This is a genomic window from Janthinobacterium sp. Mn2066 (genome assembly GCF_049319705.1).
Classification (GTDB): domain Bacteria; phylum Pseudomonadota; class Gammaproteobacteria; order Burkholderiales; family Burkholderiaceae_D; genus Janthinobacterium.
In genome coordinates this window covers 609,514-631,387 of the sequence record NZ_JBMOUF010000001.1, presented here as the reverse complement: position 1 = coordinate 631,387, position 21,874 = coordinate 609,514, and the positions used below count along the sequence as shown (strand labels likewise).

Below are 21,874 nucleotides of genomic sequence, written 5' to 3'. Positions count from 1 at the left end.
GCATGGTAACCAGATACGGAAAGGCACGGGGCATCCAAAGACATGGCGCCCCGGCTTTTAACGACGTTTTCTACGCGCAATAAAACCAATCAAGCCAAGCCCCATCAACAGCATGGCATAATTTTCCGGTTCCGGGACCGGGGAAGTAAAAGTCAGGCTTAGGGTCTGGCCAGGCCGAAATTCAGCCACATCGGTCCAGTTTGAAAATTCTACCGGGGATTGAAAGACAAAACCGGCAAAACTTCCGGTTTTGTAAGCGTTGTTGATATAGTCAGTAACATCAATTTGACCATCTTTCCATACTGCGGCACTTGCAGGAATTACCCCCAGTACGCCAGTCGTTGTTTCTGGCTGATGATACCAGTCAAACGTAGTCCATCCCCCCTTAGTGCCGAAGAGTTGCAAAGCCCCATATGAAGTCGTATTTTTATATGAGAAATTCAAGGTGGCAGAACTTAAGGTATAGCCTGGACTGTATTCCGGAAGTGCGAAACTTTCGTACAAACGCGCAAAAGCGGAGTAGCCATTAATATCGGAGTTACCAGCGGCTGGCACGGTGACTACACCCTCACGGAAGTATCGCACACTGTAAAGAACAGCTTTTTCACGCGCATTTTTAATAGTGATTTCTTGAACCTCTGCGATTGCATCGCTTTGTGGAAGCAGGGTGGCAAGAAAAAAAACAAAGCCACTTAATTTAACAAAATTCATTACGGACTACCCTTCCCTTTATGATATTAAATTTATTTTTACATATTTCCTTTAAATTTTGTAATTACTTTAAAAATAAATAATTACATATCAGGAATTTCAGTTTCCATGTGGTAATTTTATTTCAATAATTTAAATTATTTCCATTGAATTTATTCCCTGAACACTGACATCTAATGAAAGAATATTGCGCTATAGATGGAAAATATAATATTTACCAGTTCACCATAAATAGAATTTTCATTGACGGTTTTAATGCGCGAACCAAGCATCAACCTGCTTGGCAATGCTTGATGGCATATCCAATTTAGTAAAAACGCCTGAAAGCGCTGAAATGTTGCATGCCAAACATCTTATCAAGAGCGTGCCGCACGATATGCACATTGCTTTGGTCGTATTTCTTATCGGCTACAATTCTGCGCACTTCCACCAAGAACGGCATTGCGTACCACTTTTTTGTCCTGCCAGATCGAATAGCTATCGGGAAGTGATTGAAAGGAAATAAAGGGACAACGACTTCCAGTGCGCATGCATATGTCGCCGAGCATCCACATAAATGATTCTGAATTCAAGCACACCATGCTTGCCACATGCTCAACCGGTGAAAGCCGGACCACAAGCTTTAACGCTATTCACATTCGATAAAAGTCGGCTCGGATAGCTTGCTTTTATCACTGGGATACCGTCTCGCTGCCAGGCCGGGCGGTATTTTTTATTTCACCTTATGATGGACACACCGGCATGCGTTCAGGCCCGGTGGCGGCCAGCATGTCATCGACCAGCCTGATACATCTTATAACGATAGTCAATTTCATAAATGCATCATGGGCGCATAGACTTGACGCGAACCATGCGGGTGTTCGCAAGAGGCCTTATCGGCCATCCAACCATTAATCCAAAGGAAATAAAACCATGAAAAAAGCCCTGGCATTCGCTGTCTGGCTGGCGGTCAGCACCGCTGCCATTGCCGCCAGCACCACACCCGCCGCCGTGCCGGACGGCCCTGTTGCGCGCACCTTCCATGTCGGCGCGCTGGAAGTGATTGCACTGCGCGACAAGGTGCGCACCATCCCCAACGATGCCAAGGTCTTCGGCGCCGAGACCGGCACGGCTGCCGTGGCCGCCGTGCTGGCAGAAGCGGGGGCGCCCACCGACCACATCGGCCTGAGCGTCGACGCGCTGCTGGTCAAGGACGGCGCGCAGACCATCCTGCTCGACACGGGACTGGGCCCCGCCGCGCAGGGCTTGCTGCTAGCTAGCCTGAAGCAGACCAGCTACACGCCGGAACAGATCACCGACGTGCTGATTACCCATGTCCACGGCGACCATGTCGGCGGCCTGGTCACGTCTGGCGGCACGCAGGCTTTCGCCAAGGCCATCGTGCATATCTCGGCGCCCGACTGGGCCTGGCTGCAGGGGCAAGCGAACATGGCGGCGCTGGTGAAAATCATCTCGCCACAGGTGGTGACGTTCGCGCCCGGCGACCAGTTAACGCCATCCATCCGCTCGCTGCCACTGAAGGGACACACGCCCGGCCATGTCGGTTACCAGATCGTCTCGGGCAAGGCGCGGCTGCTCGACGTGGGCGACCTGGTCCATAACCCGATCCTGTCGCTTGCCAAACCGGACTGGGCCATCGCCTTCGACAAGGACCGTACGGAAGGCGCCACCACCCGCCGCGCCGAACTGGCCAAACTGGCGGCCGACCACGAAACCATCTTCGCGCCGCATTTCCCCTTCCCGGGCATCGGCACGATCAAGGCCGTGGGCGACCATTTCGTCTGGCAGCCGGCCAACTGATGAAAAGTATAATTTTGATACTTATTTGATGATTTTTACCGCGGAGACGATGGATAAACAGGGTGAAAAATAAATTATTTTCACCCTCAAGATTTCGAAAATCGTGTCGTTTAGCGCACACTCCGGCACAAACTGAAGGGTAAAAAATGAAAATTTAGCGCTCTTTTCACCATAAATTTTCCCACACAGCAACCGTTACCCTAAACAACAGCGGCTTGATTGTCCCGGAACAGCGGGGCAGGCCAAAGTGACTAGCACATAGCGCAATGTAGTACCTGTCTGGAGAATTAACATGGCTGCAGTAATTAATACCAATATCGCCTCGCTGAATGCACAACGCAATCTGTCGACTTCGCAATCGTCCCTGAACACTTCGCTGCAACGCCTGTCCTCCGGCCTGCGTATTAACAGCGCCAAGGATGATGCTGCCGGTCTGGCGATTTCCGACCGTATGACGTCGCAAATCCGCGGCATGACCCAAGCCACCCGCAATGCAAACGACGGCGTCTCGCTGGCCCAGACGGCCGAGGGCGCACTGTCGAGCTCGGGCGACATCCTGCAACGTATCCGCGAACTGGCCGTGCAATCGTCGAACGCCACCAACTCGTCGAGCGACCGCCAGGCGCTGCAAACCGAGGTAGGTCAACTGAGCTCGGAATTGAACCGTATCGCCCAAACCACCTCGTTCAACGGCCAGGCGCTGCTGGACGGCACCATGGGTACGGCCAACTTCCAAGTCGGCGCCGATGCCAACCAATTGATTTCGGCCAATGGCGCGAACTTCCTGACCAATACTTACGGCAACAACCGCGTTCAAAACGATGCGACCGCAGCCAAGGCTGGTACCGCCGCAGCACCAGCGACCAACGTTGTCGCAGGCCAGGCTGTCACGATTAACGGTAAATTGGGTTCGTCCACTTACACCACCACGGCAACTGACACGGCAAAATCGATTGCAGCAGCAGTCAATCAGAAAACCGGCTCTACCGGTGTGACGGCAACCGCCAAGACAGAAGCCAATCTGTCCCTGACCGCAAGCGGCGCATACTCGTTCCAAATCGCGTCTGACAACAACGCAACCACCAATCCGGTCAACGTATCGTTCTCGGTTGGTGCTGGCGGCAATTCCGCGACTGATTTCGCAGCGGGTATCAATGCCATTAATGCACAATCGGCCAAGACCGGCGTAACTGCACAGTACGATACTGTGAATGGCGGTATCAAGCTGAGCAACACGAACGGTTCCGACATCGTCATCACCGACAACGTCACGACCACACCAGCAGCGCTCAACGTCAGTACGTATGACGTGAAAGGTATCAAAAATGCCGCAGTCAATGCAGCTGGTGTCTCCGCTACCGCCAACGGTACCGTCACGTTTGATTCGGATAGCAGCTTCTCCGTAACGGACGCCGGTTCCGGCCTGGGCCTGGCAAAATCGGGCGCGGCATCCAAGCTCGCCGCCGTATCGGACATCGATGTCACCAGCTTCGACGGCGCCCAGTTGGCACTGAAGATTGCCGATGCAGCCCTGTCGACGGTGAACAGCCAACGCGCTCAGTACGGTGCTCTGCAATCGCGCTTCTCGTCGGCAATTTCCAACCTGCAATCGACCACGGAAAACCTGTCCTCGTCGCGCAGCCGCATCGTCGATACCGACTTTGCTTCGGAAACAGCCAACCTGACCCGCGGCCAGATCCTGCAACAAGCTGGTACCGCCATGCTGGCACAAGCAAACTCGCTGCCTAACGGCGTGTTGAGCCTGCTGCGTGGTTAATCAGGCTTGATGACGGGAGTCATCCCGTCATAGCGCTGGACTCAGTTCCCCTGCCGGATTTATTCGACAGGGGAATTTTCAATAGGAGAGCACCATGACTATCGATATGATAGCGGCCGCTACCACGGCCAGGGTAGACAAGAATTACGCTGCAGACACCCCTGCGGCAAGACCAGCTGCCAGGGCGACGACAGCGACCGATGCTGTTACGCAACAGCAGAAAAGTGGCGAACCCAGCCGTGATCAACTGAACCAGGCGGTGTCGGAACTGAATCAATCGCCGCGCATCAAGTCGCAGAACCTGCAATTTTCCATCGATGAAGACAGCAAGCGCACGGTGGTCAAGGTGATCGACCAGGAAACCAAGGAAGTACTGCGGCAAATTCCCACCAAGGAAGCGCTGGAAATTGCCAAGTCCTTTGAAATGGCCAAAGGCCAGTTGATCGACCAGAGTGCGTAATTGATGATGTTTGCTACGGTATGGGCACCCCAGCACTGCCAGCAAGATCAGTCCAGATAGCCAGGTAACACGATTACCTGGCTTCTTTTATATTTTCAGCAATTTCTCTGCAGTAATTTCCTGAATTCTTCGCCGAACTGAAAACAGCGCGGTAAATCCCCCTCTCAAGTCCTGATTGATTCTGCCGATAACAGCTTATATTAGCGTTTTCCTAGGAGCATTCTGTGGCCATCACTCCAACCTTGTCATCCCCCGGTATCGGCGCCAGTGGTCTGGACGTCAATGCCATCATCGATAAGTTGATGGCGGCGGAATCGCAGCCACTCAATACCTACGACAAAAAAACCGCTTCCTACCAGGCGACCCTGAGCGCCATGGGCACCCTGGGCGGCGCGGTCGGCACCTTCCAGAACTCGCTGTCGGCACTGGCGAATGCGAATAATTTCCGCGCCGTCAGCGCCACCCCTGCCGATCCGCTGGTATTGAGCGCCACGGCCGGCGCCAAGGCTGTGCCCAGCAACTACAATATCAATGTGACCCAGCTGGCGCAATCGCAGACCCTGACCTCGGGTGGCATGGCCAGCAAGCTGTCGACCATCGGCCTGGGCGCCAAGACCACCATTTCCTTCCAGCTCGGTTCACTTTCCGGCGGCACCTTTGGCCTGGCTGGCACTGCCCTTAGCAATACCACTGCACTGACGGGTGTCAGCAATGGTTCCCTGACCATCAACGGCACGGCCATTCCAACTGACGCCAGCACCAAGAGCGCGCGCGCGCTGGCCGACGCCATCAATGCCAAGAGCAGCACCACCGGCGTCACCGCCACCGCCCAGCCAACGGCCAGCAGCGCCACCATGTTCAATGGTTTCGGCAATGTCTCTACCGGTGCGGACGGCACGTATTCCCTGTCCGTCGGCGGCATCGAAATCGTTAGCCAGGGCAATGGCGTCGCGGCCGGTAACGGCATCACGGCGGCCTCGCTCGATACCACGCTGGAAGGCCCGAACGCCGTCTCGAATGCGCTGGCCGCCGCCAATATCACGGTGACGGGCAAGGCGGCCGATGGCACCTTGCAATTTACGCGCGCCGATGGCTCCAACATCAATATCGAAGAAGTCGTGACGGGCGGCGTGACGGGCGGCATCGGCCACAGTGCCACCTCGACCAACGATGGTTCGAACGTCACCATTACCAGCACCATCAGCCTGGCGTCGGGCAATGCCAGCCCGATCACCATCGGCGGTAGCAACCCAGCCGCGGCCGGCTTGACGGCCGGTTCCGGTGGCGCCTACATGAATACCAGCTTTACCCAGGACGGCACGCAAGCGACGGGCACGGTGGTGATCGATTCGACCAATAACACCTTGCAAGGCATACGCGACGCCATCAATAACGCGGGCCTGGGCGTGACCGCCAGCATCGTCTCGGACGGCAGCGACAAACCGTTTCACCTGGTGCTGGCCTCTGCGAAAACCGGCGCCAGCTCGGCCATGAAGATTTCCCTCAGCGGCAGCGATGGCCAGCCGGCCGACAGCGCGCTGAACGACTTGCTATCCTACGATGTGGCAGGTGCACAAAACCTGAAACAGAACAGCGCGGCGCAAAACACGGCCTTCAGCGTGAATGGCATCCCCATCACGAACAGTTCGAACAGCGTCGACACGGCGATCGAAGGCGTGACCCTGAACATTACCAAGATCGGCAGCACCAGCCTGTCGGTAGCGAAAGACACCTCGACCGTCAAGACCAACATCAATGCCTTCGTCAAGGCTTATAACGATCTCAATACGGCGATCGGCAAGATGACCTCGTACGACCCGGACACCAAGAAAGGCGGCGTGCTGCTCGGCGACTCGACCGTGCAATCGATACAGAGCCAGTTGCGCAAGCAGCTGGGCGCGCCAATCACGGGCTTGAACAGCAACTTGAGCACCCTGAGCCAGGTGGGTATTTCTTTCCAGAAGGATGGCAGCCTGACGCTCGACGGCACCAAGCTCGACGCAGCTATCAGCGCCAACTTTACCGATATCGGCGGATTGTTTTCAGCCTTGGGCAAGGCCAGCGACAGCAACGTCGCCTTCACCAGTTCCACCGCCGCCACCAAGCCAGGCAGCTATGACCTGACCATCACCACCATGGCCAGCCAGGGGTCGCTCACGTCGACCGGCGTGCTGCCGGCCACCACCACCATCGCCAGCGATACCACCTGGAACGTGACCCTCAACGATACGGTGCCCAGCGTGGCCAAGAATACGGCCAATGTCACCATTCCAGCAGGCACTTACACGCCGGCACAGATGGCTTCGCTGATCCAGTCCTCGATCAATGGCGTGAAGGCGTTTTCCGACAACGGCTCCACCGTCTCGGCCTCGATCGATGGCAGCGGCCACCTGGTGCTGGCCTCTGCACGCTACGGTTCGGTCTCCAACATCGCCCTGTCCAGCGGCACCGGTACCGGCTTCGATACCCTGTTCGGCACGGCCACGCCTGTCAAGGGCGCCGACGTAGCCGGCACCCTCGGTGGCCAGCCGGTGGTCGGCTCGGGCCAGACCCTGACCGGCGCACCAGGTTCCGCAGCCGATGGCTTGAAGATCGAAGTCACGGGCGGCACCACGGGCCCGCGCGGCACGGTCAGTTTTTCGCAAGGTTACGCCTACCAATTGAACAACCTGGCGACATCCTTCCTGGGCACGGACGGCATGATCACCAACCGCAGCAAGAGCATCAATGACAGCATCAAGAACGTGGCGGACCAGCGCGACAAGTTCAGCGCCAAGCTGACCGATATCGAAGCGCGCTACCGCGCCCAGTTCACGCGCCTGGACGTGACCTTGAGCAGCCTGCAGTCGACACAAACCTATCTGACCCAGCAGTTGGCATCGATTGCCGCCAACCGCTAAGAATGCCCTCAGGAGAAACACATGTTTGGAACCCAACAACGTGGCGTGAATGCCTACGCCAAGGTCGGCCTGGAGACGGGCATCGTCTCGGCCTCGCCGCACAAGTTGATCGTGATGCTGTATGACGGTGCGCTGGTGGCCGTGCTCAGCGCGCAGATGCACCTGAAGTCGGGCAATGTGCCGGAAAAAGGCAAGTCCATCTCGAAAGCCATCCAGATCATCGACAACGGCTTGCGCGCCAGCCTGGACAAGAAAGCGGGCGGCCAGATCGCCGAAGGCCTGGACTCGCTGTACGAATACATGAGCGCGCGCCTGCTGACGGCCAATCTGAATAACGACCTGGGCATGCTGGAAGAAGTACAGCGCCTGTTGTCCGACCTGCGTGAAACGTGGAACGCCATCGGCGCCACCCCAGCCGCCGCCCCCGGCGCCGATTTGAAACGTATGCCTAGCCTAGCGAGCGCCTGATCCATGATGACGAATCAAGAAGTATTGAACACCTACGAAGCCATGCAAGCCCTGACGGGCCAGATGGTCGCCGCCGCCGGCAACGCCGACTGGGACCAGCTGGAAGTGCTGGAACAGCGCGTCACCGCCCACGTGGCGGCGCTGAAGGCGAATGAAGAGCAGGTGGTGCTGGAAAGCACGGGCCGCCAGCGCAAGGTGGCCATGATCAAGCAGATGCTGGAAGACGACCGCAAGATCCGCGACCTGACCATGCCCTGGATGGCGCAGTTGTCCAAGCTGATCAACAACACCGGCACTGAACGACGCCTGGCCAACGCCTACGGCGTTTAAAACGAACGGAGGGCGGCATGTTGCCGAAGATGGACGCCATCGGCATGACGCCCTTGACCCCGGTCAAGGCCACGCGGCCTGCCGATATAGCGGCCGATCCGCGCCAGGCGGATTTCCAGCGCTCGCTGCAGGGGCTGGTCGGCAAATCGATGCAGGGCCAGGTGCTGGCGCGCCTGACCGACGGCAGCTTTCTGGTACGCGTGGCCGGCACGCCGGCCCGCATGCAATTGCCGGCCGGCGCCCAGCTGGGCACGGAAATTCCCCTCACCTTGATCGGCATCAATCCCCGCCCCTCATTTCAAATCGGCGCCGGGCGCGACAACCCGGCTGGCCCCATGCTTACCTATGCAGAGGCAGAGGCCGAGCCCGAGGCAGCAGGCGCGGCGGGCGCCCAGGCCGGTGCACGCACGGCCAGCACGGCCGCCACCCTGCTCAGCCGCGCCCCGCTCACACCAGCCAACCTGCTGCCCACCCTGGGCGGCGACACGCCTGCCCCCGAACTGAGCACCACGGCGCGCGCCATCACCAGCGTGCTGCAGCAGGCCGAAAGCGCACCGGACACGCCGTTGGCACTGCTGGGCAAGACACCGCTGATGAGCGGCCAGGGCGCGCCCAACCCCGCGCAACTGGCGCAAAACCTGCGCGACACCGTGGCCAGCAGCGGCCTGTTCTATGAATCGCATGTGGCCGAATGGGCCGAAGGCAAGCGCCCGCTGGCCTCGCTGCTGCTGGAACCGCAAATGCAAAAGGCCTTGCAGGGCGAGGTGGCCAGGAGCGGCACCGACCTGGCGTCGGCGCAATTGATCAATTTGCAGCTGCATACGCACGAACAGGCCAGGGTACAGTGGCAGGGCGAAGCGTGGCCAGGCCAGCCCATGCAGTGGGATGTCACCAAGGATGCCCCCGAAGGCGGCGCGCACGGTAGCGGCGACGATGAGGAAGCCGCCACCTGGCGCAGCGGCGTGCGTTTCCAGTTTCCCTTGCTGGGCGACATCAGCGCGCAAGTCGTATTGCATGGCGGTAAGGTCCACATCCAGATGCAGACCGGCAGCGCCGATAGCGCCGCCACCTTGCGCCAGCATGCGGCGCAGCTGGAAGCGTCGCTCGATGCGGCTGGCTGGCCCCTGTCTGCGCTGAGTATCGCCCCCACCGCGGAAGACGGCGGCGCCATGGCTGGAGATGGCGATGCTGGATGACGGCAAGCGCAAGGTGCCGCAAACGGCGGTCGCCCTGGCTTACCAGAGCGGCATGCCGGCGCCCAAGGTAGTGGCCAAGGGCAGCGGGCTGATCGCCGATAAGATCATCAGCACGGCGCGCGAGCATGGCGTGTTCGTGCACGAATCGAAGGAACTGGTGGCCTTGTTGATGGACGTCGACCTGGACCGCCAGATCCCGCCTGGACTGTATCGGGCGATTGCGGAACTGCTGGCCTGGTTATATCATATCGAATCGGCAAATGGCGGGCCCAAGGGCGAGCCGCTTCCGCCGGCACCGGACACCAGTCACCTTACCACCGATACATAGACCGATAGACAGGCATCAATGCAAGCTCATATTATGGATTCCGGCCTCGAAAACTGGCATGATTTTGAAGTGGAATCGCGGCGGGAAATCGTCGCCCTGCTGCGCAGCATCGGCGAAAAGAACCAGCTGATCCGCATGCTGATCCATGGCGAATCCGATGTGTGCGTCACGTCCATCCTGGAAGTCGATGCAGAGCGCAATACCGTCATCCTCGACCGTTCCGTGAATGCCGACCAGAACCGTCGCATGGTGGCCGCCACCGGCATTTCGTTTGAAACCACGCTCGACAAGATCCGCATCCTGTTTTCCAGCGAACTGGTGGAAGAATGCCTGTACGAGGGAACAAAGGCATTGAAAATCGCCGTGCCGGAAACCCTGATCCGCTTGCAGCGGCGCGAGTATTACCGCATGAACACGCCTGTCAGCAATCCCGTGCGCGTCTCGATTCCCCTGCCGGCTGAGCTGGGCGGCTTGGACACCCTGTTTCCGCTGGCCGACATCAGCTGCGGCGGCATCGCCATGATGGACAATAAATTGATGCTGGGCGAGACCATCGGCAAGAATTACCCGGGTTGCCGCATCGACTTGCCCGACGTCGGCATCGTCACGGCCACCCTGCAGATCCGCAATTCGCTGGACATGACCCTGCTCAACAACAAGCTGAACCGCCGCCTGGGCTGCCAGTTCGTCGACTTGCCGCGCGGCATGCTGGCGTACGTGCAGCGCTACATCACGCGCCTGGAGCGCGAGCGCAACGCACGCCTGGCAGGACTCGGTTAATCACACCTGCATATTCATGATGTCGTGATAAGCAGACACCAGCTTATTACGCACCTGCACCGACGCCTGGAATTCGATGCTGGACTTTTGCGTCGCCACCATCACGTCGGACAGGCTGACGCTGTCGTCGCCCATGGTAAAGCGCTTGCCCAGCTCGGCCGACGCCGTTTGCGAGGCGCTCACGGAATCGAGCGCGCCCTTCAGGGCGTCCGCAAAATTGACCTTGGCCGCCGGCATGTCCGTCTGGATCATCGGCACTTTGGCGTCCGGCCGCGTGGCCGCCGACTTCAGTTGCGCGATCATCGCCTCGATTCTGCTGCTATCGATACCGCCTGTTTTCACTTTGCCTCCCGCTTGCTTTCCAATGGTACCTGATTGTACGTGTTGCTTCCAGAGAACAAAACTCTGGCCAGCAAGGCAACGCCGGGTACAATGACTACTACCAAGTGTTGCCAGGGTTCCACAATACCAGCGTCAAGGCCAGCCGCTCGGCCGAGCAGGCGGCGAAAGCGCCTTCTATTTGGGCGATTGAAGCGCGTGACGGTGGCGGATAATCCTGACTATCGCCCCCTCCTTCATTCGAGGCGGCAACCCACCCACCAGCAAAAACCAGCGCCCGGAAACCCATCATGGCTGTAGCGGAAGACATCGAACTGAACCAACCACCACCGGCGCCGGCGCCCGCCCGCACACCCGTGGAGTCCGTGCAAGCCTTCGCCAAGACGCCGATGGGCAAGAATTTCCTGCGCGGCCTGGGCGTGGCGGCCCTGATCGCCATCGGCGTGGCCCTGTATATGTGGAACCAGCCGCCTGAATACAAAGTGCTGTTTTCCAATTTTACGGACCGCGACGGCGGCGCCATCACCGCCTCGCTGGACCAGCTGGGCATCAAGCACAAGTTTTCCGAAGGCGGCGGCGCCATCCTGGTGCCCTCGGCCCAGGTCCACGATGCGCGCCTGAAACTGGCCGCGCAAGGCTTGCCCAAGGGCGGCAACGTGGGTTTTGAACTGATGGAAAACCAGAAACTGGGCGTGTCGCAGTTCCTGGAACAAGTCAATTTCCAGCGCGCACTGGAAGGCGAGCTGGCCAAGACCATCGAAGCCGTCTCGGCCGTCGATACGGCGCGGGTCCACCTGGCCCTGCCCAAGCCGCAGGTGTTCGTGCGCGACCAGCAAAAACCCACGGCGTCCGTGTTCCTCAACCTGCACCCCGGCCGTGGCCTGGACCAGCTGCAAGTGAGCGCCATCGTGCACCTGGTGGCCTCCAGCGTGCCGGAATTGCTTCCAGTCAATGTGACTGTGGTGGACCAGGCCGGCAATCTGCTGTCGAACCAGGACAAGGACCGCGACCGCGCCAACGGCGTCAAGAACCTGGACCCGAACCAGCTGAAATACGTACAACAGTTGCAACAAAGCGTGATCAAGCAAGTCGAATCGATCCTGCTGCCCATCGTCGGCGAAGGCAATGTGCGCGCCGAAGCGACGGCCGACGTGGATTTCTCGCAAACGGAACAGGCAGCAGAAACCTACAAGCCGAACTCGCCGCCGGAAGCATCGGCCATCCGCAGCCAGCAAACCAGCGAATCGACGGGCGCCGGCAATGCCAATCCATCGGGCGTGCCCGGCGCGCTGTCGAACCAGCCGCCTGGCGTTGCCACGGCGCCATTGACGACCGAAGCGCCCGGCGCAGCGCCGGCCACGCCAGCGGCGCCCACGCAAAAGGAATCGACCACCAATTATGAAGTCGACAAGACCGTGCGCTATGAACAGAAATCGATGGGCGGCTTGCGCCGGCTGTCGGTGGCCGTGGTGGTCAACTACCGCCGCAGCTTCGACAAGGATGGCAAGGTCACGGTGACGCCGATTTCGCCAGCCGAAATGGTGCAGATCAATAACCTCGTCAAAGAGGCCATGGGGTACAACAAGGAACGCGGCGACAGCTTCAGCGTGGCCAATTCGCCATTCGACGGCATCGAGCGTCCGCCCGAAGGCAAGCTGGAGTGGTGGCGCGACCCGGCCAACTTGCCGCTGGCCAAGGAATTGGCGAAATTCCTGATCACCGCCCTGATCTTGCTGTATCTGTTCATCAAGATCGTGCGGCCGATGCTGCGCCCCGTGATGCGCAAGATCGACGATTTTGGCGCCCCGCCACCGGTGGTCGAACCGGCGCTGGTCAAGCCCGGCGAAGAAAACGAGGTCTTGCTCAGCGAAGAAGAGCTGGACGAACTGGAAGAAGATACGGCCCGCGGCTACCGCGAAAACCTGGCAATGGCCAAAAAACTGGCGCAGGAAGATCCCCGCGTCGTGGCCAACGTGATCAAAGCATGGGTAGGTAATAATGACTGAATCGACGGGACTGCAAAAAGCGGCCATCCTGATGCTGGCCCTGGGCGAGAGCGAAGCGGCCGAGGTAATGAAATTCCTGGGCCCGCGCGAAGTGCTCAAGCTGGGCGCGGCCATGGCCACCATGAAGGGCATCGCCCACGAACAGGTGGTCGAAGTGCTCGACGACTTCCGTTCGCAGACGGAACTCAATTCCACCGTCGGCCTCGATTCGGACGAATACATCCGCCAGGTGCTGACCAAGGCGCTGGGCGACGACAAGGCCTCCGTGCTGCTGTCGCGCATCCTGGGCGGCAAGGATGCGTCCGGCATCGAATCGCTGAAATGGATGGATTCGCAATCCGTATCCGAGCTGATCCGCAACGAACACCCGCAAATCATCGCCACCATCCTGGTGCATCTGGAACGCGACCAGGCCTGCGAAATCCTCGGCCACTTCACGGACCGCTTGCGCAATGACGTGGTGCTGCGCATCGCCACCCTGGACGGGGTGCAGCCGGCGGCCTTGCGCGAACTGAATGACGTGTTGACGAAATTGCTGTCGGGCAATGAAAACATCAAGAAATCGTCGCTGGGCGGCGTGCGCGCAGCAGCCGAGATCCTGAACTTCATGAGCGGCGAGCAAGAAGGTTCGGTGATGGACAACATCAAGAACTACGACAACGACATGGCGCAGAAGATCATGGACGAAATGTTCGTGTTCGACAACCTGATCGATATCGACGACCGCGGCATCCAGCTGCTGCTGCGCGAAGTGCAATCGGAAATGCTGATCATCGCCCTGAAAGGCGCGTCGCAAGAGCTGCGCGACAAGATCTTCAAGAATATGTCGCAGCGCGCCGGCGAAATGATGCGAGAAGACCTGGAATCGAAAGGCCCCGTGCGCCTGTCGGAAGTGGAATCGCAGCAGAAACAGATCCTGCAAATCGTGCGCCGCCTGGCGGACGAAGGGCAGATAGTACTGGGTGGAAAAGGCGAGGATTCGTTTGTCTAACTTTATTCCCAAAGAGCAACAAACAGCGTACCAGCGCTGGGAAATGACGTCGTTCGGCGACGACCGTCCCAGCGTGGTGGCGGCGCGCAAGCTGCTCGAGCCGGACCCGGTAGAAATCGACGCCTACGCCGAGCTGCAAGCGGAAGAGCAGGCAGAACCGCTGGTCGCCCCCACCCAGGCAGAAATCGACGCCATCCGCGAACAGGCGCGGACCAGCGCCTTCGAGGAAGGCCGCGCCGCCGGTTATGCCGAAGGCCATGCGGCCGGGCATGCCGATGGCCATGCGCAGGCATATGCCGAAGGCAAGCAAGCCTCGGCGGTGGAATTGGCGCACCTGCAAACCATCGCCGTCGAGTTTGGCAATGCGGTCGGCCATGCCGACGAATTGATCGCCAACGACGTGATGGAACTGGCCCTGCAACTGGCCAAGGGCATGCTGAAAACCGCCCTGCCCGTGCGTCCCGAACTGATGTTGCCGCTGGTGCGCGAAGCCATCGAATATTTACCCGTTTTACAACAGCCAGCCCTGCTGATGCTCCATCCTGAGGATGCGCAAGTCGTGCGCGACGGCATCGGCGATGAAATCGACAAGGGCGGCTGGCGCATCATCGAAGACCCGACGGTTGAACGGGGCGGCTGCAAGATCGATACGGCCAGCAACCAGATCGATGCGCAGACGTCCACCCGCTGGCAGCGCCTGACGCACGCGCTGGGCAAAGACCTGGACTGGCTGGCGCCGTGAGCAAGCAAACGCCCACCTCCGCCAGCAGGCATGCGGCGCACTGGCGCGCGTATCTGCACGACTGCTCGGCCGTGGTCGGCTTCGTGGAACCCATGCAAGTGTCGGGCCGGGTCACGCGGGTGGCAGGCCTGGTGATGGAAGCGGTGGGCTTGCGCCTGGCCGTGGGCGCCGCCTGCACCGTGCCGCTGCCCAATGGCGGCCGGGTCGAGGCGGAAGTGGTGGGCTTTGAAGGCGACCGCCTGTTCTTGATGCCGCAAAGCGACGTCGAGGGCATCGTGCCCGGCACCCGCGTCTTTTCCGTCGAACCGGCAATTCCCCGCCCGGGCAGCGTAGCGCACCCGCGCCGCCGCCCCAGCGACCGTGCGCGCCACTTGCCGGTCGGCCCGCAACTGCTGGGCCGCGTGCTCGATGGCGCCGGCCGTCCGCTCGATCAACTGGGCCCGCTGCATACGGTCGATAGCGCCCCCATCAACGTGCGCCCTGCCAATCCGCTGGGCCGCGCCCCGATCGTCGATACCCTGGACGTGGGCGTGCGCTCGATCAACGCCATGCTGACGGTGGGACGGGGCCAGCGCATGGGCCTGTTCGCCGGTTCCGGCGTCGGTAAAAGCGTGCTGCTGGGCATGATGGCCCGCTACACGGAAGCCGATGTGATCGTGGTGGGCCTGATCGGCGAGCGGGGCCGTGAGGTGAAGGAATTCATCGAGCAAATCCTGGGCGCCGAGGGCCTGGCCCGCTCGGTGGTGGTGGCCGCGCCGGCCGACACCCCGCCGCTGATGCGCCTGCAAGGGGCCGCGTACGCGACGGCAATTGCCGAATATTTCCGCGACCAGGGCCAAAACGTGCTGCTGATCATGGATTCCCTGACCCGCTACGCCATGGCCCAGCGTGAAATCGCGCTGGCCATCGGCGAGCCGCCCGCCACCAAGGGGTATCCCCCATCCGTGTTTGCCAAGCTGCCGGTGCTGGTGGAGCGGGCCGGCAATGGCGAAGAAGGCGGCGGCTCGATCACCGCCTTTTATACCGTGCTGACCGAGGGCGACGACCAGCAAGATCCGATCGCCGACTCGGCGCGGGCAATCTTGGACGGCCATATCGTGCTCAACCGCCGCCTGGCCGAGGCGGGCCACTACCCGGCGATTGATATCGAACAATCGATTTCGCGCGCAGCCCACTCGATCACCACGCATGAGCACCAGCAGCGGGCGCGGCGCTTGAAACAGTTGTATTCGCGCTACGAGCGCAGCCGCGACCTGATCAGCGTGGGCGCCTACAGCGCCGGCACCGACCCCGTGCTGGACCAGGCCATCGCCCTGCATGAAAAAATCGAAGCTTTTTTGCAACAGCAAATTACCGAACGTGTCAGCATGGACGAGAGCTTGGGGCAACTTACCGCTCTGTTCGAGTGATCGAGCGAGGCATGCCGGGAATATAATTCATCATGGCCTCTCCCTCCCAACTAGCAACCCTGATCGACCTTGCCCAGCGCGAGACGGACGATTGCGCCAAGCGCCTGGGCGCCGCCCTGAAAGCGCTCGACGATTGCAAGGAAAAGCTGGACATGCTGTCCGGCTACCGTGACGACTATGCGAAACGGTTCGAGGCCAGCATGGCGAGCGGCATCACGCCCATGGCCTACCGCAACTTCCAGGCCTTCATGCATAAGCTCGACAGCGCCATCCTGGGGCAGCAGCAAGTCGTCAACCACGCGCAGGCGCGCAGCGAGGCGGAAAAAGTCCGCTGGCAAGACGCCGAGCGCAAGCGCATGTCCTATACCACGCTCGACAAGCGGGCCCAGGAACAGGCGCTTAAGCTGGAAAACAAGCGCGACCAGAAGGCAATGGATGAGCACGCCGCCAGACAAGCCTACTATAAACGCTAACAACAGACGCTCATCATCGCTCAAGCATAAGGCAAGATCATGCAAACCCAGCCTACTCCGATTTCCCAGATAGTATCGCCGAACGCCACGCCAGGGCCTGCCAACCGCAGCTTGCCGCCGGCCGCCGACGGCGATTTCCAGCGCGCCCTCGATCGCCAGATCGAACAGCGCCAGTTGAGCAGCAAGGCGGCGCAGGCACAGACGCAGGCTCCAGCGCCAGCGCAGCCCCAGCAGCAGGCGCAAGCGGCGCCGCAAACGCCAGCGGCGCAGCCGGCAACGCAACAGCCGGCGAACAAAACACAGGCCAGCGAGGCAGCGCCAGCGGATCAGCAGGCGCCAGCCGACGCTGCGCAGACAGCGGTCAGCAGCCCCAAGGACAGTAGCGGGACTGAGGATGCTCCCCCCGCCGCCTATGCGGCGCAGCAACAGACGCAGGCGCCGGAAGATCCCGCTGCCGCCATGCTGGCCCTGGTGGGCAACATCAAGCTGGCCATGCAGCAACCGGCAGAAACCGGCAAGACCGCAGCGCCAGCAAGCGCCTTGACGGCAAAAAGCGATGGCAACGGCGTGACTGCCGCGCAATTGCTGGCCAGCGGCAAGGTGTTGGCCGACACGGGCAAGGGCGTCAGCACGGCGGCGAGCAAGGGCGCGGCCCCGGCCGCCGACTTTGCAGACAGCCTGGAACAGGCACAGGGCAAGGCCGCCGCGCCACTGCAAGCTGGAGCGCAGGCAGGCAAAGCCGATGCCGGCAAGCTGGCTATCGATCTGCAAGTGGCGGCGGCAGGCAAAAACGCCACGCCCGTGGCCGACGCGCTATTGAAGGAAGCGCCCACCGATATCGGCAAGCTGGCGGCGCAGTTGCAGCCGGCCGCGCTGCAACAGGCCGCCGCGGCGGCAGCCGTGCCGGCCGACAAGCTGGCAGGACGGGTCGGCACGCCGGCCTGGGACCAGCAGCTGGGACAAAAAGTGGTGTGGATGGCGGCGGGCGGCGACCAGAGCGCGACCTTGACCTTGAATCCACCGGACCTGGGTCCCTTGAAAGTGGTGCTGACCGTCACCAATGACCAGGCCAACGCCGCCTTCATGTCGGCCCAGCCCGAAGTACGCCAGGCGCTGGAGGCGGCCATGCCGCGCCTGCGCGAGATGATGGGCGAAGCGGGGATTGCGTTTGGCAACGCCACCGTCTCGGCCGGCACGCAGGAACAGCAGAACCAGGGCAACCGTGACATGGCGTCCGATGGCCGCCGTGGCGGTCATGGAAATGGCAGCGCAGACAGCAAGGTCACTGGCGGCGAAATCGCGATTGCCGCAGCAACTGGCAGCCGGGGCCGCGCCTCCCTGAGCGCCGTCGATACCTTTGCCTGAGCTAAACCGGCCAGCGGCTGGCCGCTGGTCGACCCTGGTTTCGAATTTTTCATGCAGAAACATCGAGTTGAGCGCGCTTAGGCCCTCTTTTCAACGCATCCTTCTGCGCAGAATTTGCCGATAATGACATAATGGCGTCGTGATCCACTTCCATGCACTCGAGTACCATTGAAAGCAAATCCAAAAATGAAAGCAGATCCGAAAGCAGATGCAGGCCTGGCACCGGCTGGCGCGTCAAAAAAGAAGCTTCTGATCATCGTGCTGGCCTCGGTGCTGCTGGCTGGCGGCGTGGGCGGCGGTGCTGCCTGGTATTTCCTGCATGGCAAAGCGGACAAGGAAGATAGCGCGCCAGCCAAGAAAAAAGTCTCCAAGGCCGGCCCGCCTGTTTTCGTGCCGATCGATTCATTTACCGTCAACTTGCAGCCGGAAAATGGCGAGCAATACCTGCAGATCGCGTTTACCTTGCAAGTGCCCAATCCCGAAGAGATGGATAACATCAAGCTGAACATGCCCAAGGTGCGCAGCCGCTTGCTGCTGCTGCTGTCGGGCAAAAAGGCGTCGGAACTCAATACCGTGGAAGGCAAGCAGCAGCTGGCGGCAGAAATCATTGCCCAAGTGAACCAGCCTTTCGTGGACAAAGGACCAGAGCAAGACGTGACAGACGTATTATTCACCGCATTTATCATTCAATAAGCAGCCATGGCCGATAATTTCCTCTCCCAGGAAGAAGTCGACGCCCTACTCAAGGGCGTCAACGGAGACCAGGACGACGCGCAGGCGCCGGAAGACGTCACGGGAGTTCGTACCTACAACCTGGCAACCCAGGAGCGCATCGTGCGCGGCCGGATGCCAACGTTGGAGATTATCAACGAGCGTTTCGCGCGCCTGCTGCGCGTGGGCCTGTTCAACTTCCTGCGCCGCAGCGCCGAAGTGTCGGTCGGTTCCGTGCGGGTATCCAAATACAGCGAATTCATCCGTAACCTGGTAGTGCCCACCAATTTGAACCTGGTGCACATGAAGCCGCTGCGCGGCACGGCCTTGATGGTGTTCGATCCGGGCCTGGTGTTCTTGCTGGTCGACAATCTGTTCGGCGGCGATGGCCGTTTCCACACGCGCGTCGAAGGCCGTGACTTTACGCAGACCGAGCAGCGCATCATCTTGCGCATCCTCGATATCGTGTTTGAAGCCTATACCAAGTCGTGGGAGCCGGTCTTCCCCGTCGAATTCGAATATATTCGTTCGGAAATGAACACGCAGTTCGCCAACATCGCCACGCCGAACGAGGTGGTGGTGGCGTCGACTTTCACGGTGGAACTGGGTTCGGTATCGGGCCAGATCCACTTCTGCATGCCGTATTCGATGATCGAACCGATTCGCGATTCGCTCACCTCGAGCCTGCAGGGCGAAGCGCTGGAAGTCGATAAACGCTGGATACGCCTGATGACGCAGCAGATCCAGATCGCCGAAGTGGAACTGGTGGCGTCCCTGGGCACGGCGCGCGTCTCGTTTGACGAAATCCTGAACATGAAGGTGGGCGACATCATCCCGCTCAATATCCCCGAACTGATCGCCGCCACCGTCGACGGCGTGCCCGTGATGGATTGCACTTACGGGGTATTGAACGGACAATATGCATTGAAGGTCGAGAAATTGCTCGCCAATGCCGATAACATCAAATAAGTAGCAGCAGTAAAAATAGGAGAGTGACATGTCCGACAACCAAGACGATCAAAGCCTGGACGACGACTGGGGCGCGGCCATTGCCGAGCAAGCCAAGGCGGAAGCCGAAGCCTTGCAAAACCAGGCCGCCAATACGGCCAGCGCGGCCAGCGCCGCCGTGTTCAAGGACTTTTCCAAGCAAGCGTCGAAGTCCGAGACGCATAACGATATCGATTTCATCCTCGATATCCCGGTGCAGCTGACCGTGGAACTGGGTCGCACCAAGATCGCCATCAAGAACTTGCTGCAGCTGGCGCAAGGCTCCGTGGTGGAGCTCGATGGCCTGGCCGGAGAACCGATGGACGTGCTGGTCAATGGCTGTCTGATCGCCCAGGGCGAAGTGGTGGTGGTGAACGACAAGTTCGGCATCCGCCTGACCGACATCATCACGCCGTCCGAACGCATCCGAAAACTGAATAAATGAAGCCTGGCCTGTTGATTTCTACCGTGCTGCTGCCGCTGGCGGCCGCATGCAGTATCGCGCATGCTGCACCTGCGCCTGCGGCAAATCCGGCGCCCGAGGCCGCCGCCTCGATCAGCGCCAGCGCGCCGGAAGCAGCGGCAACAGTGGCCACCGCTGCCGCGCCCGCCGCATCCGCGCCCGAAGCCGGCACGCCAGCCGCCGCCCCGCTGCCCGCCATGCCCGCCGGCCCGCCGATGACGATGGCGACGCCCACCAGCTCGGCCGGCAGCTTGCTGCAAACCATCTTTGCCCTGATCTTCGTGCTGGCCCTGTTGATGGGCCTGGCCTGGTTCATGAAACGCTACGGCGCCAAGGCCATGGGCAGCAATGCCCGGATGCGCGTCATCAGTTCGCTCAGCCTGGGCGGCCGCGAGCGCGTGGTGCTGATCGAAGTGGCGGACCAGTGGATCGTCGTCGGCGCCTCGCCGGGCCGTGTCAATGCGCTGGCCACCCTGCCGCGCCAGGAAGGCGACCTGCCCCAGCTGGCGGCCGCACAAAATGGTCCGGCCGCCGCCAGTTTTTCCGAATGGCTGAAACAGACCATCGAAAAGCGCAATGGAAAATAAGCAGACGATGGTCTCGAATACCATACAAAAACGCCATTGGATGACCTGGCTGCTGGCCGCAGCCGCCCTGGCCTTGCCGCTGTGGGCGCTGGCCGAACCGGGTATTCCCGCCTTCAGCAGCACGCCGGCGCCGGGCGGCGGCCAGAATTACTCCTTGCCGGTGCAGACGCTCATCCTGATGACGTCGCTCACCTTCTTGCCGGCGGCCCTGCTGATGATGACCTGCTTTACACGCATCATCATCGTGCTTTCCTTGTTGCGCCAGGCCATCGGCACGCAATCGGCGCCGCCGAACCAGGTGATGGTGGGCCTGGCCCTGTTCCTGACCCTGTTCGTGATGGGCCCCGTGTTCGACAAGATCTATACGGATGCCTATTTGCCCTACCAGGAAAACAAGATCACCATGCAGGTCGCGCTGGACAAGGGCGTCGAACCGCTGAAAACCTTCATGCTCAAGCAGACGCGCCAGGCGGACCTGGCCCTGTTCGCCAAGATGTCGCGCTCGCCCGCCCTGCAAGGCCCGGAAGACGTGCCGCTGCGCATCCTCGTACCCGCGTTTGTGACCAGTGAACTGAAAACGGCGTTCCAGATCGGCTTTGCCATTTTCATTCCCTTTTTGATTATCGACATGGTGGTTGCCAGCGTGCTGATGTCGATGGGCATGATGATGATGTCGCCGGCCACCATTTCGCTGCCGTTCAAGCTGATGCTGTTCGTGCTGGTCGATGGCTGGCAGTTGCTGCTCGGTTCCCTGTCGCAAAGTTTTTACTAGGGACGCGCAATGACACCCGAAAGCGTCATGACGATGGGCCGGCAAGCCATGGAAATCACCCTGATGGTGGCGGCGCCCATGCTGCTGGTGGCCCTGATCATCGGTTTGCTGGTCAGTATTTTCCAGGCGGCCACGCAGATCAACGAAGCCACCCTGTCCTTCATTCCCAAGCTGGTCGGCATCTTCATCGCCATGGTCGTGGCGGGCCCGTGGATACTGTCCGTGCTGGTCGACTACATGCGCCAGGTACTGTCCGGCATTCCCAACCTGGTAGGCTGA

General features: G+C 60.3%; 23 protein-coding genes. 21 read left to right on the top strand and 2 right to left on the bottom strand.

Going from position 1 to position 21,874, the window contains the following annotated elements; all coding sequences use genetic code 11:
- Positions 1-57: 57 nt before the first annotated feature.
- A complete protein-coding gene (locus ACL9RI_RS02770; protein ID WP_422725052.1) occupies positions 58-711 on the bottom strand; it encodes a PEP-CTERM sorting domain-containing protein in 654 nt (217 codons plus the stop codon).
- A 912-nt stretch (positions 712-1,623) separates the two neighbouring features.
- On the opposite strand from ACL9RI_RS02770, the gene ACL9RI_RS02765 reads away from it, so the two are divergent.
- The 9 genes from ACL9RI_RS02765 to ACL9RI_RS02725 all read left to right on the top strand — a co-directional run bounded on the left by ACL9RI_RS02765 (position 1,624) and on the right by ACL9RI_RS02725 (position 10,750).
- Positions 1,624-2,511 (top strand): MBL fold metallo-hydrolase, encoded by an 888-nt coding sequence (locus tag ACL9RI_RS02765; RefSeq protein ID WP_422725051.1) that lies wholly within the window; start codon positions 1,624-1,626, stop codon positions 2,509-2,511.
- A gap of 292 nt (positions 2,512-2,803) precedes the next feature.
- Positions 2,804-4,288, top strand: a complete 1,485-nt coding sequence (locus ACL9RI_RS02760) for a flagellin (RefSeq protein WP_422725050.1) — start codon at positions 2,804-2,806, stop codon at positions 4,286-4,288.
- A 94-nt stretch (positions 4,289-4,382) separates the two neighbouring features.
- The gene (locus ACL9RI_RS02755; protein WP_422725049.1) at positions 4,383-4,748 is read left to right on the top strand and encodes a flagellar protein FlaG; all 366 of its coding nucleotides are present in this window, start codon (positions 4,383-4,385) and stop codon (positions 4,746-4,748) included.
- 224 nt (positions 4,749-4,972) lie between these two features.
- Positions 4,973-7,648: a flagellar filament capping protein FliD gene (fliD, locus tag ACL9RI_RS02750; protein ID WP_422725048.1), complete on the top strand. Its 2,676-nt coding sequence runs from the start codon at positions 4,973-4,975 to the stop codon at positions 7,646-7,648.
- Positions 7,649-7,669: 21 nt separating this feature from the next.
- Entirely contained in the window at positions 7,670-8,116 is a 447-nt protein-coding gene (gene fliS / locus ACL9RI_RS02745; protein WP_183675698.1) for a flagellar export chaperone FliS, read from the top strand.
- Between the two features lie 3 nt (positions 8,117-8,119).
- Positions 8,120-8,446 carry a flagellar protein FliT gene (locus ACL9RI_RS02740; RefSeq protein ID WP_422725047.1) on the top strand — a complete coding sequence of 109 codons (327 nt, stop codon included), beginning with the start codon at positions 8,120-8,122 and terminating at the stop codon, positions 8,444-8,446.
- 17 nt (positions 8,447-8,463) lie between these two features.
- Positions 8,464-9,642 carry a flagellar hook-length control protein FliK gene (locus ACL9RI_RS02735; protein WP_422725046.1) on the top strand — a complete coding sequence of 393 codons (1,179 nt, stop codon included), beginning with the start codon at positions 8,464-8,466 and terminating at the stop codon, positions 9,640-9,642.
- Positions 9,632-9,970, top strand: a complete 339-nt coding sequence (locus tag ACL9RI_RS02730; protein WP_422725045.1) for an EscU/YscU/HrcU family type III secretion system export apparatus switch protein — start codon at positions 9,632-9,634, stop codon at positions 9,968-9,970. Before ACL9RI_RS02735 ends, ACL9RI_RS02730 begins: the two co-directional genes overlap by 11 nt.
- 18 nt (positions 9,971-9,988) lie before the next feature.
- Positions 9,989-10,750, top strand: a complete 762-nt coding sequence (locus ACL9RI_RS02725; RefSeq protein ID WP_422725044.1) for a flagellar brake protein — start codon at positions 9,989-9,991, stop codon at positions 10,748-10,750.
- Here ACL9RI_RS02725 and fliE read toward each other — a convergent pair whose 3' ends face one another.
- The gene (fliE, locus tag ACL9RI_RS02720) at positions 10,751-11,092 is read right to left on the bottom strand and encodes a flagellar hook-basal body complex protein FliE (protein WP_422725043.1); all 342 of its coding nucleotides are present in this window, start codon (positions 11,090-11,092) and stop codon (positions 10,751-10,753) included.
- Positions 11,093-11,379: 287 nt separating this feature from the next.
- Between fliE and fliF the strand changes: the two genes are divergently transcribed.
- The 12 genes from fliF (at position 11,380) to fliQ (ending at position 21,874) form a co-directional block, all read left to right on the top strand.
- Positions 11,380-13,095, top strand: coding sequence for a flagellar basal-body MS-ring/collar protein FliF (gene fliF / locus ACL9RI_RS02715; RefSeq protein ID WP_422725042.1), 1,716 nt, complete (start codon positions 11,380-11,382; stop codon positions 13,093-13,095).
- Positions 13,088-14,086 carry a flagellar motor switch protein FliG gene (fliG, locus tag ACL9RI_RS02710; RefSeq protein WP_422725041.1) on the top strand — a complete coding sequence of 333 codons (999 nt, stop codon included), beginning with the start codon at positions 13,088-13,090 and terminating at the stop codon, positions 14,084-14,086. Before fliF ends, fliG begins: the two co-directional genes overlap by 8 nt.
- Positions 14,087-14,129: 43 nt before the next feature.
- Positions 14,130-14,828, top strand: coding sequence for a flagellar assembly protein FliH (locus tag ACL9RI_RS02705; RefSeq protein WP_422725163.1), 699 nt, complete (start codon positions 14,130-14,132; stop codon positions 14,826-14,828).
- A gap of 92 nt (positions 14,829-14,920) precedes the next feature.
- Complete coding sequence (gene fliI, locus ACL9RI_RS02700; protein ID WP_260173904.1) at positions 14,921-16,237, top strand: flagellar protein export ATPase FliI; 1,317 nt, start codon at positions 14,921-14,923, stop codon at positions 16,235-16,237.
- A gap of 32 nt (positions 16,238-16,269) precedes the next feature.
- Positions 16,270-16,710 (top strand): flagellar export protein FliJ, encoded by a 441-nt coding sequence (fliJ, locus tag ACL9RI_RS02695; protein WP_422725040.1) that lies wholly within the window; start codon positions 16,270-16,272, stop codon positions 16,708-16,710.
- A 39-nt stretch (positions 16,711-16,749) separates the two neighbouring features.
- Positions 16,750-18,075: a flagellar hook-length control protein FliK gene (locus ACL9RI_RS02690; protein WP_422725039.1), complete on the top strand. Its 1,326-nt coding sequence runs from the start codon at positions 16,750-16,752 to the stop codon at positions 18,073-18,075.
- 186 nt (positions 18,076-18,261) lie between these two features.
- Complete coding sequence (gene fliL, locus ACL9RI_RS02685) at positions 18,262-18,768, top strand: flagellar basal body-associated protein FliL (protein ID WP_422725038.1); 507 nt, start codon at positions 18,262-18,264, stop codon at positions 18,766-18,768.
- Positions 18,769-18,774: 6 nt separating this feature from the next.
- Positions 18,775-19,755 (top strand): flagellar motor switch protein FliM, encoded by a 981-nt coding sequence (gene fliM, locus ACL9RI_RS02680; RefSeq protein ID WP_152248580.1) that lies wholly within the window; start codon positions 18,775-18,777, stop codon positions 19,753-19,755.
- Positions 19,756-19,783: 28 nt separating this feature from the next.
- The gene (gene fliN, locus ACL9RI_RS02675; RefSeq protein WP_183675686.1) at positions 19,784-20,218 is read left to right on the top strand and encodes a flagellar motor switch protein FliN; all 435 of its coding nucleotides are present in this window, start codon (positions 19,784-19,786) and stop codon (positions 20,216-20,218) included.
- Complete coding sequence (fliO, locus tag ACL9RI_RS02670; protein WP_422725037.1) at positions 20,215-20,823, top strand: flagellar biosynthetic protein FliO; 609 nt, start codon at positions 20,215-20,217, stop codon at positions 20,821-20,823. Before fliN ends, fliO begins: the two co-directional genes overlap by 4 nt.
- A 40-nt stretch (positions 20,824-20,863) precedes the next feature.
- Entirely contained in the window at positions 20,864-21,595 is a 732-nt protein-coding gene (gene fliP / locus ACL9RI_RS02665) for a flagellar type III secretion system pore protein FliP (RefSeq protein ID WP_422725162.1), read from the top strand.
- 9 nt (positions 21,596-21,604) lie between these two features.
- Positions 21,605-21,874, top strand: a complete 270-nt coding sequence (gene fliQ / locus ACL9RI_RS02660) for a flagellar biosynthesis protein FliQ (RefSeq protein ID WP_422725036.1) — start codon at positions 21,605-21,607, stop codon at positions 21,872-21,874.

What these genes read in the sequence shown, in the direction of transcription:
- ACL9RI_RS02770 (WP_422725052.1), bottom strand. Translation starts at nt 711, where the DNA reads ATGAATTTTGTTAAATTAAGTGGCTTTGTTTTTTTTCTTGCCACCCTG.
- ACL9RI_RS02765 (WP_422725051.1), top strand. Translation starts at nt 1,624, where the DNA reads ATGAAAAAAGCCCTGGCATTCGCTGTCTGGCTGGCGGTCAGCACCGCT.
- ACL9RI_RS02760 (WP_422725050.1), top strand. Translation starts at nt 2,804, where the DNA reads ATGGCTGCAGTAATTAATACCAATATCGCCTCGCTGAATGCACAACGC.
- ACL9RI_RS02755 (WP_422725049.1), top strand. Translation starts at nt 4,383, where the DNA reads ATGACTATCGATATGATAGCGGCCGCTACCACGGCCAGGGTAGACAAG.
- fliS (WP_183675698.1), top strand. Translation starts at nt 7,670, where the DNA reads ATGTTTGGAACCCAACAACGTGGCGTGAATGCCTACGCCAAGGTCGGC.
- ACL9RI_RS02740 (WP_422725047.1), top strand. Translation starts at nt 8,120, where the DNA reads ATGATGACGAATCAAGAAGTATTGAACACCTACGAAGCCATGCAAGCC.
- ACL9RI_RS02735 (WP_422725046.1), top strand. Translation starts at nt 8,464, where the DNA reads ATGTTGCCGAAGATGGACGCCATCGGCATGACGCCCTTGACCCCGGTC.
- ACL9RI_RS02730 (WP_422725045.1), top strand. Translation starts at nt 9,632, where the DNA reads ATGCTGGATGACGGCAAGCGCAAGGTGCCGCAAACGGCGGTCGCCCTG.
- ACL9RI_RS02725 (WP_422725044.1), top strand. Translation starts at nt 9,989, where the DNA reads ATGCAAGCTCATATTATGGATTCCGGCCTCGAAAACTGGCATGATTTT.
- fliF (WP_422725042.1), top strand. Translation starts at nt 11,380, where the DNA reads ATGGCTGTAGCGGAAGACATCGAACTGAACCAACCACCACCGGCGCCG.
- fliG (WP_422725041.1), top strand. Translation starts at nt 13,088, where the DNA reads ATGACTGAATCGACGGGACTGCAAAAAGCGGCCATCCTGATGCTGGCC.
- ACL9RI_RS02705 (WP_422725163.1), top strand. Translation starts at nt 14,130, where the DNA reads ATGACGTCGTTCGGCGACGACCGTCCCAGCGTGGTGGCGGCGCGCAAG.
- fliI (WP_260173904.1), top strand. Translation starts at nt 14,921, where the DNA reads ATGCAAGTGTCGGGCCGGGTCACGCGGGTGGCAGGCCTGGTGATGGAA.
- fliJ (WP_422725040.1), top strand. Translation starts at nt 16,270, where the DNA reads ATGGCCTCTCCCTCCCAACTAGCAACCCTGATCGACCTTGCCCAGCGC.
- ACL9RI_RS02690 (WP_422725039.1), top strand. Translation starts at nt 16,750, where the DNA reads ATGCAAACCCAGCCTACTCCGATTTCCCAGATAGTATCGCCGAACGCC.
- fliL (WP_422725038.1), top strand. Translation starts at nt 18,262, where the DNA reads ATGAAAGCAGATCCGAAAGCAGATGCAGGCCTGGCACCGGCTGGCGCG.
- fliM (WP_152248580.1), top strand. Translation starts at nt 18,775, where the DNA reads ATGGCCGATAATTTCCTCTCCCAGGAAGAAGTCGACGCCCTACTCAAG.
- fliN (WP_183675686.1), top strand. Translation starts at nt 19,784, where the DNA reads ATGTCCGACAACCAAGACGATCAAAGCCTGGACGACGACTGGGGCGCG.
- fliO (WP_422725037.1), top strand. Translation starts at nt 20,215, where the DNA reads ATGAAGCCTGGCCTGTTGATTTCTACCGTGCTGCTGCCGCTGGCGGCC.
- fliP (WP_422725162.1), top strand. Translation starts at nt 20,864, where the DNA reads ATGACCTGGCTGCTGGCCGCAGCCGCCCTGGCCTTGCCGCTGTGGGCG.
- fliQ (WP_422725036.1), top strand. Translation starts at nt 21,605, where the DNA reads ATGACACCCGAAAGCGTCATGACGATGGGCCGGCAAGCCATGGAAATC.